General features: G+C 52.1%; 16 protein-coding genes, 1 tRNA gene and 1 pseudogene. 14 read left to right on the top strand and 4 right to left on the bottom strand.

The features are described from left to right. The first annotated feature begins 673 nt into the window (after window positions 1–673). From Q0J75_RS13030 to Q0J75_RS13020, 3 genes are all read left to right on the top strand, one after another. Window positions 674–1,264 carry a CHC2 zinc finger domain-containing protein gene (locus Q0J75_RS13030; protein ID WP_297202206.1) on the top strand — a complete coding sequence of 197 codons (591 nt, stop codon included), beginning with the start codon at window positions 674–676 and terminating at the stop codon, window positions 1,262–1,264. Window positions 1,265–1,311: 47 nt separating this feature from the next. Next, window positions 1,312–2,715 carry a YfjI family protein gene (locus Q0J75_RS13025; protein ID WP_297202203.1) on the top strand — a complete coding sequence of 468 codons (1,404 nt, stop codon included), beginning with the start codon at window positions 1,312–1,314 and terminating at the stop codon, window positions 2,713–2,715. 288 nt (window positions 2,716–3,003) lie between these two features. Beyond that, complete coding sequence (locus tag Q0J75_RS13020) at window positions 3,004–3,474, top strand: hypothetical protein (RefSeq protein WP_297202200.1); 471 nt, start codon at window positions 3,004–3,006, stop codon at window positions 3,472–3,474. A 213-nt stretch (window positions 3,475–3,687) separates the two neighbouring features. Here the strand turns inward: Q0J75_RS13020 and Q0J75_RS13015 are convergent, their stop codons facing one another. Continuing rightward, entirely contained in the window at window positions 3,688–3,888 is a 201-nt protein-coding gene (locus Q0J75_RS13015; RefSeq protein ID WP_297202197.1) for a hypothetical protein, read from the bottom strand. A gap of 494 nt (window positions 3,889–4,382) precedes the next feature. On the opposite strand from Q0J75_RS13015, the gene Q0J75_RS13010 reads away from it, so the two are divergent. Continuing rightward, window positions 4,383–4,841, top strand: coding sequence for a hypothetical protein (locus Q0J75_RS13010; protein WP_297202194.1), 459 nt, complete (start codon window positions 4,383–4,385; stop codon window positions 4,839–4,841). A gap of 45 nt (window positions 4,842–4,886) precedes the next feature. Then, window positions 4,887–6,062 (top strand): site-specific integrase, encoded by a 1,176-nt coding sequence (locus Q0J75_RS13005; RefSeq protein ID WP_297202190.1) that lies wholly within the window; start codon window positions 4,887–4,889, stop codon window positions 6,060–6,062. Window positions 6,063–6,173: 111 nt separating this feature from the next. Here the strand turns inward: Q0J75_RS13005 and pyrB are convergent, their stop codons facing one another. After that, on the bottom strand, window positions 6,174–7,232 hold the full coding sequence (pyrB, locus tag Q0J75_RS13000; protein WP_297202187.1) for an aspartate carbamoyltransferase: 1,059 nt from the start codon (window positions 7,230–7,232) through the stop codon (window positions 6,174–6,176). A gap of 213 nt (window positions 7,233–7,445) precedes the next feature. On the opposite strand from pyrB, the gene Q0J75_RS12995 reads away from it, so the two are divergent. Further along, a complete protein-coding gene (locus tag Q0J75_RS12995) occupies window positions 7,446–7,988 on the top strand; it encodes a putative ABC transporter permease (RefSeq protein WP_297202184.1) in 543 nt (180 codons plus the stop codon). 44 nt (window positions 7,989–8,032) lie between these two features. On the opposite strand, the gene Q0J75_RS12990 is transcribed toward Q0J75_RS12995, so the two are convergent. After that, on the bottom strand, window positions 8,033–8,245 hold the full coding sequence (locus Q0J75_RS12990) for a hypothetical protein (protein WP_297202181.1): 213 nt from the start codon (window positions 8,243–8,245) through the stop codon (window positions 8,033–8,035). A gap of 121 nt (window positions 8,246–8,366) precedes the next feature. Here Q0J75_RS12990 and Q0J75_RS12985 point away from each other — a divergent pair, with 121 nt between their 5' ends. From Q0J75_RS12985 to Q0J75_RS12975, 3 genes are all read left to right on the top strand, one after another. After that, window positions 8,367–8,897, top strand: a complete 531-nt coding sequence (locus tag Q0J75_RS12985) for a gamma carbonic anhydrase family protein (RefSeq protein ID WP_297202178.1) — start codon at window positions 8,367–8,369, stop codon at window positions 8,895–8,897. Next, window positions 8,894–9,751, top strand: a complete 858-nt coding sequence (locus tag Q0J75_RS12980; RefSeq protein WP_297202175.1) for a hypothetical protein — start codon at window positions 8,894–8,896, stop codon at window positions 9,749–9,751. The genes Q0J75_RS12985 and Q0J75_RS12980 overlap by 4 nt, the downstream gene beginning before the upstream one ends. A 119-nt stretch (window positions 9,752–9,870) precedes the next feature. Continuing rightward, window positions 9,871–10,041 (top strand): DUF1540 domain-containing protein, encoded by a 171-nt coding sequence (locus Q0J75_RS12975; RefSeq protein WP_297202171.1) that lies wholly within the window; start codon window positions 9,871–9,873, stop codon window positions 10,039–10,041. A gap of 63 nt (window positions 10,042–10,104) precedes the next feature. Here the strand turns inward: Q0J75_RS12975 and Q0J75_RS12970 are convergent, their stop codons facing one another. After that, a complete protein-coding gene (locus Q0J75_RS12970) occupies window positions 10,105–10,896 on the bottom strand; it encodes an inositol monophosphatase family protein (RefSeq protein WP_297202169.1) in 792 nt (263 codons plus the stop codon). Between the two features lie 223 nt (window positions 10,897–11,119). On the opposite strand from Q0J75_RS12970, the gene Q0J75_RS12965 reads away from it, so the two are divergent. From Q0J75_RS12965 to Q0J75_RS12945, 5 genes and pseudogenes are all read left to right on the top strand, one after another. After that, window positions 11,120–11,196, top strand: a tRNA-Pro gene (locus Q0J75_RS12965). Window positions 11,197–11,563: 367 nt separating this feature from the next. Continuing rightward, window positions 11,564–11,692, top strand: a pseudogene (locus Q0J75_RS12960) (Maff2 family mobile element protein); the annotation flags it as partial. 151 nt (window positions 11,693–11,843) lie between these two features. Continuing rightward, window positions 11,844–12,638, top strand: coding sequence for an SMI1/KNR4 family protein (locus Q0J75_RS12955; protein ID WP_218050517.1), 795 nt, complete (start codon window positions 11,844–11,846; stop codon window positions 12,636–12,638). Between the two features lie 576 nt (window positions 12,639–13,214). Then, the gene (locus Q0J75_RS12950; RefSeq protein ID WP_243285546.1) at window positions 13,215–13,691 is read left to right on the top strand and encodes a hypothetical protein; all 477 of its coding nucleotides are present in this window, start codon (window positions 13,215–13,217) and stop codon (window positions 13,689–13,691) included. 32 nt (window positions 13,692–13,723) lie between these two features. Then, window positions 13,724–14,023, top strand: a complete 300-nt coding sequence (locus Q0J75_RS12945) for a hypothetical protein (RefSeq protein WP_297202156.1) — start codon at window positions 13,724–13,726, stop codon at window positions 14,021–14,023. The last annotated feature ends 64 nt before the right edge of the window (window positions 14,024–14,087 follow it).

The following is a 14,087-nucleotide window of genomic DNA, read 5'->3' as shown; positions in this document are numbered from 1 at the left end:
AGCCCCGTTCAGTACAGGACCGAACGGGGCTTCCTCTAAACTTGCTTTTCTGTGTCTACTTTTGCTTGACAAGTGCACCATCCTAATGGGATGGCACCGTTTTTTATTTCAGCTCCTTGTCGCAAAAAGAACAACACCAGTATACTGTGGTATACAGTGGTTTATTCATGCTGTTTTAGGCTGTTATATGATTGATTTAGGATAAATAAAGTACGGTAAGGCATAGCTAGGTAAAGGACATATAATGGACAAATGTTTTAGGCAGGTTGGGGTTGATTTTTTGACAGCAGATACGTTATAATATACGTAGGACAATTTTATATTGACCCCTCTGTGAATTGGCACAGAGGAAGGGCTAATTGGGGCCGTTACTGACTACTTGTTTGGTGGTTGGTAACGGTCCCTTTTGCGTTTTTAAAAACTTTTTAGCGCGAAAGGAGAAAAAATATGGCACTCAGGAGTGTAAAACGGTACTGGCAAGAGCTAAAGCAGAGTGACCCGCATTGTCCGGTTGGGCTGGGGACACTTAGGGCGGCGGTCAAGAGTGGTGTTATCCCGTCCTTTAAAGTTGGCCGTGCCACGGTGATTGAGGCAAGCACGGTGATGGATTACCTTTTCCCGGCCCAGACGGGCAAGGGAGAGCAAGCCCACCAACCAGGGGGGGTGCGGCGAGTTGACCTCTGACATTTTTGCCCAAATAAAGGAAATGGTTGATGCCAGAGAGGCCGCACGGTTTTACGGGTTTAATGTTGGCCCACGGGGGGCGGCTCTATGTCCCTTTCACCCAGACAAGCACCCCAGCTTGACCTTTAAGGGGCCACATTATAAATGTTGGTCGTGCGGGGCGCACGGGGACACGATTGATATCGTTAAGTATCTATTGGGTTGCGATACGTGGACAGCTGTACGGCAAATTGACCGCGACTTTGCACTTCACCTCCCGCTCGGGGATAAGCAGCCTAGCCCCCAGCAGGTGGAGGAGGCCAGGCAGCGGCAGCGCACGCGGGAACTGTACAAAAAGTTTGAGGCATGGAGGAAGGAGACCATTGACCAGCTGACCAACTGTATCCGGCTAGCCAACACAGCGGACTGGGCGCGGCTCACACTCAGGGAGGCGGCAGCAATCAGGCTAAAGGAGCAGCTGGAGGATGTGACGGACCGGCTACTGTACGGCACCCCGGAACAGCAAGTTGAACTTTTTGAACAGAGAAAGGAAGTGTTAGCATTAATATCGTCGATTTCAATAACTTCTCAGATAGGATAGAGGCAGAGTTTTCACAAGAGGACTGGGAGCCGCCTGTCCCCTTTGAGGTGCAGCCAGAGTTACCAGACTTCCCGCTGGATGCCCTACCGGCTCCTATAGGGGCCTTTGCACAAGCCCTATCCACAGCCACCCAGACCCCACCGGAGATGGCCGGGGTGTTGTCCCTGGGTGTGCTGGCAATGACCGCACAAGGCCGGTACAAGGTGCAGATTACGGGGGACTGGTGGGAGCCGTTATGCTTGTATGTTGTGGCCGTAGCGCCCCCCGGAGAGCGCAAGAGTGCAGTAATAGGGGCATTGACCCGCCCAGCAGTTGAGTATGAGGCAGAGCGGCGGGCAGCAGAGGCCGCAGACGTGGCCCAAAGCAAGGCGAGGGCAAGCGCACTGGACAAGGCCCACCAAGCCGCAGAGAGCCGCTTTGCAAGCGGAAAGGGTGGTACAACACTGGAGGACGTGCTTAATGCCGCTGTAGAGGCAGAGCAAGCCCAGAGCGAGATCAAGTATCCCTATCGGCTGCTGGCGGACGATTCCACCCCGGAAAAGCTGGCTGACTTGCTGGAGCAGCAAGGCGGGGCTATCACCGTAATATCGTCGGAGGGCGGCGTATTTGACATGATGGCGGGGCGGTATGACAAGAGCGCCAACGTTGATATTTATTTAAAAGGCCACTCCGCAGACCCGATAACAGTTGACCGTATCGGCAGACCCCCCAACCACATACCATCCCCCCACTTGTCCATGCTGCTGACCGTGCAACCTGACGTGCTACGGGGCCTCATGGGTAACAGTGCCTTCCGGGGCCGGGGCTTGTGTGGGCGCTACCTCTATGCCATGTGCAGGAGCAAGGTAGGCCACAGGGAGATTACCCCCCCACCTGTCCCCGATAACGTCGCAGCGATCTACCGGGCCACTATACGCCGTATGCTTGCAGATCAGGACAGCGGTACAATTACATTGTCCCCGGAGGCCGACCAGGTCAGGCGGCAGTACCAATCCTACACGGAGCACCGGCTAGGCCCTGACGGTGACCTATACACTATGCGGGACTGGGGCGGCAAGTCTGTAGGAATCGCGCTCAGGATAGCGGCACTACTACATATTGCGGACTGCGATGCACCCACAGCAACGCCCATACCGGCTGACGTTATGGCCAGAGCTACCAGCATCTTGGAGTGCCTCACGGCCCACGCTAAAGCCGCTTATGGTCTTATGGGCGGCGATCAGACCCAGGCAGAGGCCCGGTATCTCTGGCGGCGCATCCAAGCCCACGGTGGGCAGGAGATTACCAAGACCGACCTTATACAGCTTACACGAGGCCACTACCAAAAAACAGAGGACATGGAGCCAGCGATCACCACCCTGGAGGAGATGAACTACATCCGACGTGTCCGCAAGTCACAAGGCCGGGGCAGGCCCAAAGAAATTATATTGGTCAACCCCCTTACAATTTAATCAATAAATACAATTTAATCACGTCAGCTACAGTCGCAACACAGATACAATAAATACAATAAATGCAATTTAATCGAGCGGGCAATATTTAATTGTATAAATTGTATTTATTACGCGGCATAGATCACCAAAGACGAGCAAGGAGGTTACAGTAATTACCAGCATTAAGACATAAGCAAAGCCGCTATCGCTGGCGGCAGATAAACCAGCGGTAGCGGCCCTACTTAATATCGTCGATAAGCTATTATACCGCACATCGGCAGATAAATCAATAGGAGTGATTAAACAATGTGTGAAGAAAAGATTGTGAGAGAATTGGTTGACCGTGTATTGGCCGACGATCAGCAGCGAGAAGCGGAGACATTTAAGGCCATTGCCGACATGATTAACCGCAATACCAATAACGGCGGATACCAGGACACAGTTAACCGCCTTGCGGGCAATGCTGGTGGTATGGAGCCTCTTGCAACGGCCACAGCACGGGATCAGGTGCTGCTATTTGTCCCGGCAAGCGCCTCTAACGGCACCTGGGAGGGCTTCGAGCGGGCCAAGCAGGAGGCTGTCACCTGGCTATGCAGCCACAGATTCCGAGTGGTTGACGGTCACTTGCTGGGACAAGCCTTCCAGTTGGACCCGGAGCCGCTAACCTATCGGGATGCCGCCGGAAATTGGTGGTACAATGCCGCAGTCGACAATGAGACAGACTTTTACAGGGCAGTAGCCCAGGGGGTGGTTAACAAGTTGGATTCCCAAAAATGAAAAAACACAAAAACTATGCATAACCATCCGACACGTTAGTTGATTTTTTGTTGTAAAAATGTTAAAATAAGAGTGATTCACAGTAGAAATCACTCCAAAAAGAGAAGGGATAGAGCGGTTAACCACCGTCCTATCCCTTCTACCATTTTTTAGGAATATCACATTTACGCAGCAAAAAAGGCCCCCTCACGCAGAGGGGGCCTTGCTGTTTTCTTACCCTTCGCCGGTCATCTCGGTCAGTTCATCCGACAGCCCATAGAGGGCATTGACGATACACCCCAGGCCGGGCATATAGTCCTCAGCGGCACACCCGCCGCACTCCATAACCTCCCAGATAGACCGCAGGGCAACGGTTACGCAGCCGAGCCGGTAATTGAGGTCAGCCACCTCAGAGGCGCTAATAGTTTTTACCATGATTTTTTCATCCTCCTGATTAAATTGTATAAATTGAATTTATTGTACCGGGAAACAGATGCCCAAAATGGGCTTTTGGCTTGCGCCCTGTGGCGCTGTGTGTTACAATTGGGGTACTGGGGTGGCCGGGGGCTTTCGCCCCTAGTTCCTGGTGCCTAGTGCCTAGTTACCTGCTAGGCCATGCGGCCACAAGTGCCGCTTTCAGTGTGGTGTACGCCTCTCCGTTGTAGTACCACACTCTGCGGATGCGTTTCATGCGCTCCGCCTCCTTTCTGCCGCCTTACCTGCCGCTAACAGGTGAGGCGGCTCTTTTTGCCCTCTTGGCAGTATTAAGTATAATATATCTGCGCAGATATATCAACTGTTAAAACACATAAATCTATCTGCTCAGATATATGCTGAATGACTATATACACAGATAGATAAATGTGATATAATCATAGCATACTGGGGAAGATTTGCCTATATTCAGACCCCCCGGAAGGAGTGATAAAATGCCAATATCTAAGGCCCAAATGAGAGCGGTTAACCGGTACATGGCTAACAACTACGACCGCATTAATCTGACGGTCCCTAAAGGCGAAAAAGACAGGATCAAGGCCCACGCAGAGAGCCGGGGCGAGAGCGTCAACGGCTTTATAGGGCGAGCCATATCAGAGACGATGGAGCGGGACAAGGCCCCACAGAGGCCCCAGGAGGCTCAGACAGCGGTACAGGGTAACACCCAGGCCCAACAAGCGGCGCAGGAGCAGCCCACAGTGGCTACAGGGACAGAGGGTATCCCCCTTCACACCCTGGAGCAGCGGGTAAGGCGCATCCTGTATAAGCATGGGGCCACCATCCGCAAAGACCGCAAGAGCGGAGCCTATACCGTAGTATACGAGGATAAGTCCCTGGATTTCCCGGACTTCACCGCCCTATTGGACTATGCTCAGGGGCTAGGCAGGGAATAAAGTCATTTTAGTCATTTTATTTATTGAGTACCGGAGGTGAAAAAAGTGGCAACAGTCAGAAAGCGAGAGGGTAAAACTGGGACAAGCTACCAGATACGGGCCTCTTGCGGCTATGACAGCGTGGGTAAACAGATCATCCGCTCGGAGACATGGAGACCAGAGCCAGGCATGACCCCGGCACAGATTAAGCGGGAGTTACAGCGCCGTATCGTGGCCCTGGAGTGCAAAGAGACAACCAAGAGCGGGGCGGTCAAGTTCCAGGACTTTGCGGAAGAATGGTTTAAAGAGGTCGCAGAGCGTACCCTAAAGCCCAAAACTCTGGACAACCTACGTCACCAGTCTGTACGAGTGTACCAGGGGATAGGCCATATCAGGCTGGACAAGCTGACAGCCCTGCATGTCCAGTCCTTAATCAACAACCTGGAGGAAGAAGGAATAAACCAACACACGGGCGGAAAGCTGGCTCCTGGTACAGTCAAGGGATACTTCCACTTTATTTCCACAGTGTTGTCCTATGCCGTCAAGATAGGTATGCTAGCTTCTAACCCCTGTAGCCGTGTGACCCTCCCAGCAGCCCAACACAAGGAAAAAGAGGTCTACACCCTACAGGAGGCCCAAGCCTTCCTTGACAGCCTACAGGGCGCTCCCACTGTCTGGAGGGTGTTCTTCACATTGGCAATCTATGGCGGTTTCCGCCGTGGTGAATTGTTGGGCCTGGAGTGGCCTGACATTGACCTAGAGGCCGGGACGATCAGCATCAGGCGGGCCACCAACTACACCAAGAGCAAGGGGGTATATACCGACACCCCCAAGACCACAGGGAGCCAGCGGACAATTAAGGCCCCTGTAGAGGTAACGACCCTATTAAGGGCATGGAGGGCAGAACAAGCCCAGTACCGTATCTCCTGGGGGGCACAGTGGCAAGCCGGTAACAGGGTAATCACCAGTGATATGGGCAAGGCCATTAACCCCAGCAGTCCAGGTATATGGTTACAGCGGCATTGCAAGCGCACAGGTCAGCGGTGTTTGGGTATCCATGCCTTTCGACACCTTAACGCCTCCTTGCTTATCAACAGCGGCGCAGACGTGCGTACTGTATCCGCCCTATTGGGACATAGCAACACCACGACAACGCTTAACCTGTACTCTCACAGCTTTGCAGAGGCACAGGCAAGGGCCAGTGAAGCGGTGGCCGACTTGCTACAGGCAAAGGCCAAATGACCTCCACTTTCAGAGCAATAAAGGACAAACAATGGACAAATCAGTAGAACCTTGAAAAATGAATAACCCGCAAACCATTACATACCAATGGCTTGCGGGTTTTTAAAGTAGTTAACGCAGTTCCTTGTCGCAATAGGCGCAGCAGTCCACGCCGCCGTTCTGCTTCACCAGAGGGGGCAGGTAGAGCTCGGTCTGGGTGATGCAGTTGGGGTTGGAGCACACCGGCTTGGTGCCGATTTCCACCGGGTCGGGCTTCTTGCGCTCCTGGTTGGCCAGGTCGGTGAGCAGCGCCATGCGGGCGTACATGCCGTAGCGGGCCTGGTCGAAGTAGACCGCCCGGGGGTCGTCGTCCACATCAATGGAAATCTCATCCACCCGGGGCAGGGGGTGCATGACCAGCAGGTCCTTCCGGGCCCGGTCCAGCTTCCGGCGGGTAAGGACATAGATGCCCTTGCACCGCTCATACTCCAGGGGGTCCACAAAGCGCTCCCGCTGGATACGGGTCATATAAAGCACATCCAGCTGGGGGATGACCGCCTCCAGACCGGTGACCTCGGTAAACCACATATCGTTTTCCCGCATAAAGGCCCGCATATACTCGGGCACCGCCAGCTCCCGGGGGGCGATGAGGAAGAATTTGATCCCCTTGAACTTGGCCAGAGCCTTGATGAGGGAGTGGACGGTGCGGCCGTTCTTCAAATCGCCGCACAGGCCCACCGACAGCCCGTCCACGCCGCCCCGCAGGCGGGTGATGGTGGTCAGGTCGGCGGTAGTCTGGGTGGGGTGCATATGGCCGCCGTCACCGGCATTGATGACCGGCACGTCGGAATAGAGAGAGGCGGCCTTGGCGGCGCCCTCCTTGGGGTTGCGCATAACCACCACGTCGGCGTAGCCCGACACCATTTTGATGGTGTCCTTCAGGGTCTCGCCCTTGGCGGTGGAGGTGGACTTGGGATCGGCAAAGCCGAACACCGTGCCGCCCACCCGCAGCATAGCGGTCTGGAAGGAAAAGTTGGTGCGGGTAGAGGGCTCATAGAACAGGCTGGCCATCACCCGCCCCCGGCAGGCGTCCATAAAATCGGCGGGGTGGTCCATAATATCACTGCACCGCTGGTACAGGGAATCCCACTCCGCCCTTGTCAGGTCTCCAAAGTCGATCAAATGCCGCATGACGCTTCATTTCCCCTTTTGAATTTTTTCTATCGTATCATATTTTCCCCTCTCCCGGCAAGAGCAGAATGGACAAATTTCCTCCTTTTTTCGCAGGACTCCTTGACGCTCCCGTCTTTCCCCTGAATTCCTTCGCTTTCCTCTCTCTGCAAACACTGGCAGGTATCCTTCTTTCCCCCGCTGTCCACACTAGCTCCAAAGGGGGACAGCGGTATGCTTTTGTTCTGGTACTTTCTCATTTACAGCTTTTTGGGCTTTCTGATAGAGGTGTGCTATGTCCGCATCACCGGTGAGCCCAAACGGGACCGGAAGTGCCGCCTGTTTCTGCCCATCTGTCCGGTGTATGGGCTGGGAGCGGTAGGGCTTTTGCTTCTGCCGGAGTGGGTCCAGCAGAAGCCCTATCTCCTTTTCCCCGCCGCAGTGCTGATCTGCACCGGAGTGGAGTGGTTTACCGGCCTTTTTTACGAAAAGGTCTTTCGGGTCTCCTTCTGGGACTACTCCCACCTGCCCCTGCACTTGGGGCGGCACGCCTGCCTGCGCTTCGCGCTGTACTGGGGCGTGCTGGCCCTGTTGATCTACTACCTGCTCCATCCGTCGGTCACCTGGCTGGCAGTTCACATTCCTCTCTGGGCGGTACCCCCAGCGGCGGCCGCGCTTCTTGTGGACACAGTCCTGACCGCCCTTTTGCTCCGCCGCACCCGGGACACCAACTCCCTGCGTTGGTACGCCCACCTGCCCCGCCGCAGGACCGCATAGAAAATTCCCCTTTCAAACACTGTACCGTTTGAAAGGGGAATTTTTTATGCCCGTTTCAGGTCATTGAGGGTCTCGTCAATCTTCTTTTGCGGTACGTAGGCCTGGGCCACCGCCAGGATCTGCTCCAGGGTAATGGAGCGGGCCGCCCCCAAAATGGGGTGCTTGAAGAGCATGGGGAAGCGGCGCTGCAACACTGCCCGGCTGCCCGGATGGTCCAGCAGTTCCCCCACCGTGATCTGATTGCGTTTCAGTTCCACGATTCTCACCTCCGCTCTATTCTATGCGCCGCCGTCGCGGATTTGACTTGCGGCTCTGCGCGGACGGGGCTATAATGGTGCCCATACCCCATATTACGCCAGCAAGGAGGAAGTTTTTCCCATGATTCACCCCTTTGAAGCCACGTTCCCCCGCCTGCACCCCACATGCTGGATCGCCGCCAACGCCACGGTGGTGGGAGACGTTGAGATCGACCAGGACGCCAGTGTCTGGTATGGCGCTGTACTGCGGGGCGATGAGGGCTCTATCCGCCTGGGCGAGGGCTCCAACATTCAGGATCAGGCCGTCCTCCACGCGGAAGCGGACTTTCCCGCTGTGGTGGGTAAGGACGTCACCGTGGGCCACGGGGCCATCGTCCACGGCTGTACGGTTGAAGACGGCAGTCTAATCGGTATGGGGGCCATCCTGCTCAATGGCTGCGTCATCGGCGCTGGCAGTTTGGTGGGGGCAGGGGCGCTTGTCACCCAGCACACCGTCATCCCCCCCAATAGTCTGGTGATGGGCTCTCCCGCCAAAGTCATCCGTCCCCTGCGCCCAGATGAGCGGGAATCTCTGCTCCATTCGGCCCAACACTACCGCAGTTTGGCCGCCGCTCAGCTTCCGCCGACCGGTGATAAGGAGGTATCTTCATGAAAAAAGAACAGCATCCAAAGGGTCAGCGCCGACAGGCTCTGAAGGAACAGGTCAAGGCCAAACCCGGTCTGGCCGCCGTGTACATCATCCTTCGCGCCCTGGTCATCCTGGCTCTGGTGGCACAGGTCTTCAACCGCAATTTTGAAAATGTGTTCTTCTGTGTGCTCACCCTGTTCCTGTTCACTTTGCCTTCCTTTATTGAACGCACCATTCGCATCGAGATCCCGGATACCCTGGAAGTCATCATCCTGCTGTTCATCTTCGCCGCGGAGATTTTGGGGGAGATTCAGGCCTATTACATCCAGTTCCCCTATTGGGATACCATGCTCCACACCCTCAACGGCTTTCTGTGCGCCGCCATTGGTTTCTCCCTGTTGGACATCCTCAACCGCAACGAAAAGCTGAAATTCAGCCTGTCACCGGTCTACCTGTCTGTGGTGGCCTTCTGCTTTTCCATGACCATCGGTGTGCTGTGGGAATTTTTCGAGTTTTCCATGGATTATCTCTTTCTTCTGGATATGCAAAAAGATACGGTGGTTCACACCATCGGTTCCGTGATGCTGGACCCCACCGGCGGAAACAACCCTGTATCCATCAAAAACATCATTGACGTGATCGTGGTCACCGCTGACGGCGCCCAGCAGTCCCTGGGGCTGGGCGGCTATCTGGATATCGGTATCGTCGATACCATGCAGGATCTGTTTGTCAATTTCATCGGTGCAGTTCTGTTCTCTTTCATCGGCTTTTTCTATGTCAAAAACCGAGGCAAAGGAAAATTTGCCCCCCGCTTTATCCCCACGGTGGTGGAGCATGTGGAAAACTCCTCCCAGCAGAACGATACGCCGCAGAAGTGACACGGCCCTGTGTTTGGGTTTTCCACTTTTCTGTTTTAATTTTCCAGGTTTTGTCCGCATAGTTTCTCCCCCTGCCGTCCATACTAGGAGCGTACCACGGTAACAAGGAGGAATTTGCGATGAACCAGACCCCTAACAACAGCATCAAGTGCTCCGTGTCCAACTGTGCCCATCACTGCGGCGGTCAGAACTACTGCACCCTCAGTGAGATCAAGGTCGGCTGCTGCGAGCCCAACGCTACCAAGTGCGCCTCTACCGAGTGCGCCTCCTTCCAGCTGGGCCAGCACTGAGCACCTGAACCAAAAGACGGCGCGGCGGAAACACTGTTTCCGCCGCGCCGTCTTTTTCTCATATCATTTAGTCTTGCTCAGTTTCTCCTGAATTGCACTATGAAGCCGCCCATTGGAGGCCAGCACGCCGCCGCCCTGAAGCAGGGACACCGGAGCACCGTCTGGCGCAGTGACCGTTCCGCCCGCCTCAGTGACGATCAGCAGACCGGCGGCATAATCCCAGGGCTGAAGCATCAGCTCCACATACCCATCCAGCCGCCCGCAGGCCACATCGCACAGGTCCAGGGATGCGCAGCCGGTACGCCGCACATCCTGACAGCAGTCGTACAGTACCCGCATTTGATAAAAAGCCTCGTCAGCCAGTTGGCGATAGCCCGGCACCGTTCCCACGGAGATCAGGCTGTCCTCCAGTTTGGACACAGCGCTGGTCTGAATGGGGAGACCATTGCAAAAAGCTCCTGCCCCCTGTTGGGCGGTAAAGCAGGCTTTCCGATAGGGGTGATACACTACGCCAAAGCGCACCCGCCCTTCCCATGCCAGCGCCAGCGATACGGCACTGTGGTCAAAGTGGTGGATCAGGTTTGTGGTGCCGTCCACCGGGTCCAGAATCCAGAAGGGCCGGTCCGGGGCGATAGCCGTCCGATCTCCCTCCTCCCCCATAAACTGGACTTCAGGGGCTAATTTCTCCAGCTGGGCCCGGAGCCTCTCCTGAACGGTCAAATCAACATTGGTCACAAAATCTGCCTGTCCTTTGGCTGTAATCCGCTCGATTGCCGCAGGGTCCAGCAGCAGCGCCCCTGCCGCTTTCACCGCCTGCACCACAGCGTCTATCCATTCCTGATCCAGTATCCGCATGGAGCTTCCTTCCTTTCCTCAGTCGGTTTTCTCTCCTTTTTGTTTTTATCATACCACACCCAAAGCAGTTTGACAAACTCTTCGCGGTATAGCACCATGTCTGTTCTTTGGCTTGAATTTTCCTTGACAATTGCCGGTATCTTTATTATAATACCTTTCAGTGCCTTGCATGTAGAGATTGGTTTTCTGTCTTTTCACATGTCGGGCCGGTGTAAGTTTATATCCGGGTGTGGCGAAGCTTGGTATCGCGCTTGGTTCGGGTCCAAGAGGCCGTGGGTTCAAATCCCGCCACTCGGACCAACTAAGGTTGCTGAAAAAGATGCAACCCCTGAAACCCTTGCTGCGGCAAGGGTTTCAGCCGTTTCAGAGGACAAAATCGAGCACCAGACGAGATGGAGATGCAAAAGGCCATTTTCGTGATGTGGGGTGATTCGAACCTCTGAGCAAACAGAAAACAGAGAGAGAAGCCCCCGCTGGTAGTTCAAATCGAACTGCCAGCGGGGGCTTCTCTCTTTTTATTACATAGCTGTTTCAGTTGGTGGTATTGCTTGCTTTGTCTCTGGTTCCTTGGTGGTCTTGGTAATAGCTTTCTGACATGGTTTTGGATTTGTATGCCTATGAACCTTGACTAATCAAACTTTTCAAAATGATTCCGGCTAATTGATGTATGGAATTCTTCAATCAGGCAATCACCGTTCTTCAGACCCTCGTGATCGCCCTCGGCGCTGGTCTCGGCGTGTGGGGTGTCATCAACCTGCTGGAAGGTTACGGCAACGACAACCCCGGCGCAAATGCTCATGTGCGGTAAAGTAACACAAAATTTTTGTAGACAGTAGCCCTCACTATTCCTAAAATTAAGAGTAAAATAAATAGATTTCTTAAGGTCTGTATGGTATGATATGATTATGAACAAATCGACAAATCGGAATAAAAAGGATGGTGCTGAAATGACCTATGCCGAGTATCAGGAATACATGAGAAATTTTTTTGAACAGTATTATCAGAAGCTTTCACAGGAAGAAATCCGTGTGACACTTCCTCTTGAGGAAGAGGAAAAAGAAATGTGGAGCGATGATGTGAACCCTAATGATGAATGGAAGAAATGGAAGCTGGTTCCGGCTATGATTTCGGATGGGGAAATCAAGAAATTGGAAAAAGAAATAGGAGTTGAACTGCCTCTTTCTTTGAAAGCATTTCTGACTGTTACCCATCACTGCTTTGATAATCCCATAGGACGTAATTCTGTAGCTGAACATTTTCAAGGAGTGAAAAACGCATGGAATCCTGTCCTTGTTAGATGTGGCTATTTGCCTTTCGCATGGGATGAAGATGGCTACTTTATCCGTTGTATTCGACTGGAAAAAATGCCGGAAGAAGAGAAATGCGGAATTTACCAGATTGACCACGAAGTATTGTTTGATTTTGACGAAGACATGGTGACACCAGAAGAAATAGACCAGCGCATGGTGTTCATTTCCGAGAATCTGCTTACATATCTTGATGAGATACTTCATGATAGGGATTGTGATTCTCTGCGAAAGGCTTCTCAAAAAGAGGTTCTTAGGGTGTTGAAAGAAGAATGTGGGTTACAGAATTATGATGAATTATCGGACAAAATAGATGATGACGAAGAATTTGATAAAATAATAACTGCGCTGAAACCGATTCAGAAGCAGTATTCCATTTCAGATGATGATTTGGAGGAAATCTTGTGGAGCATGGAATATTCTACTGACTGGTGAGAAAGGCTCACATAAAATGTAGTGGAACACTTGTAGTAGATGGATATGCAGAACCGCCTACAAAAGAAGAATTTGAAATCGATAGCTGGATACCTGTTATTGAATCGGTTAAAGATTGGGAAAAATTTGGACTATAGACACAAGTACCGTTTCCAGTTTGTCGAGCAGATAGCAAATCCAGCCGAGCCAGTCAACGGCAAGTAAATGGGCTTCGCCCACCGTTGACAGCCCCGCCTGTCTTTGCAAATATGCAGCCAAGAGGACGATAGCCCAAAGTGCTACCACCCTCTTTTATTATTAACAACTGAATATCCCGCCACCCCACAGAAGGCAAAACGCAGCTTCCGAGCTGCCGGAAAATCGTGTTTTTGCAACGATGAAATTTTTTTGGGGGGATGGATATTATATTTTCGCCAAAAGAGCCAATTATATTTATAAAGAATATTATTGTTTGGTAAGTTTCTGACAATGGCGAATGGAAAAGAGGTGATTGCCTATGAGTCTATAGTACTATTCTTGTTAAGATGATAGCAAATATGCAAACAACAATAAATCACATTGAAAGGAGTTACAATTATGAAAAAGCGTATAACATCACTTTGTCTAATAATATTGATGCTGTGTGCCATGTGTGGTACATCTGTATTTGCTGCTGAACTTCCCTCTGAAAATATGGTTAGCCCGATGTATCTCCATAATGATTACTTCACTGGCGGAACTGGGACGATGAATAGCATAGCTGGCTCTCAGTCCAAAATCTTCAATTCTTCCTCTGGAAGCATCTCAGCTAATGCTCGTGTAACAAATGTGGAATTAAATGTTACTGTGAGTAGGGGGAGCATCCCATTTTATATCGTTGTTGAATCCCCGAATGGTTATCAGGCAGAACGATATATAAGCACCAGTGGTAAGGTTGAATTTGATGAGTTTAACGATTTTTACCCGAAAGGCACTTGGAAAATTTATATCTATAATCGTGGTTCTGCATTCACAGATGTTTCTACAGCAACAGCCCGTATAACTGTAAACTATGGTTATGACAGCTATTCTTAAAACAGGGTGTATTGTTATTTGGAGGTGTACTTATGACGATTACAGGAATGACACGATTTGTGCAACAAAATTATAAGGTTCAAAATTCGCACTTAACCCATAAACTTCCAAATGGCTCTTTACCGCCAAAGGAGCATGTTAACCCATATTGTCCGGAGGGAATGGATATTACAGGTCGAACAGATTTTCGCCGCATTGTCCCTGTTGACGAGGGCGTTGCAAATAAGATAAAATCTTTGGTGTTTGAGAGCATGGAAAAGAACTGCGGCATGAGTGATGGAGAAATTGAAAGCGAAATCATAAGAAATTATGTTATGTCATGGACCTGTTGACAAAGTCATCTATAAACCTCGTTTCCATGCTATAATACCAGCAAGGAGGGATAGACGATGATGG

The sequence above is a fragment of the uncultured Flavonifractor sp. genome, assembly GCF_944385615.1.
Taxonomy (GTDB): domain Bacteria; phylum Bacillota; class Clostridia; order Oscillospirales; family Oscillospiraceae; genus Flavonifractor.
This window is presented reverse-complemented; position numbering and strand designations above follow the sequence as displayed.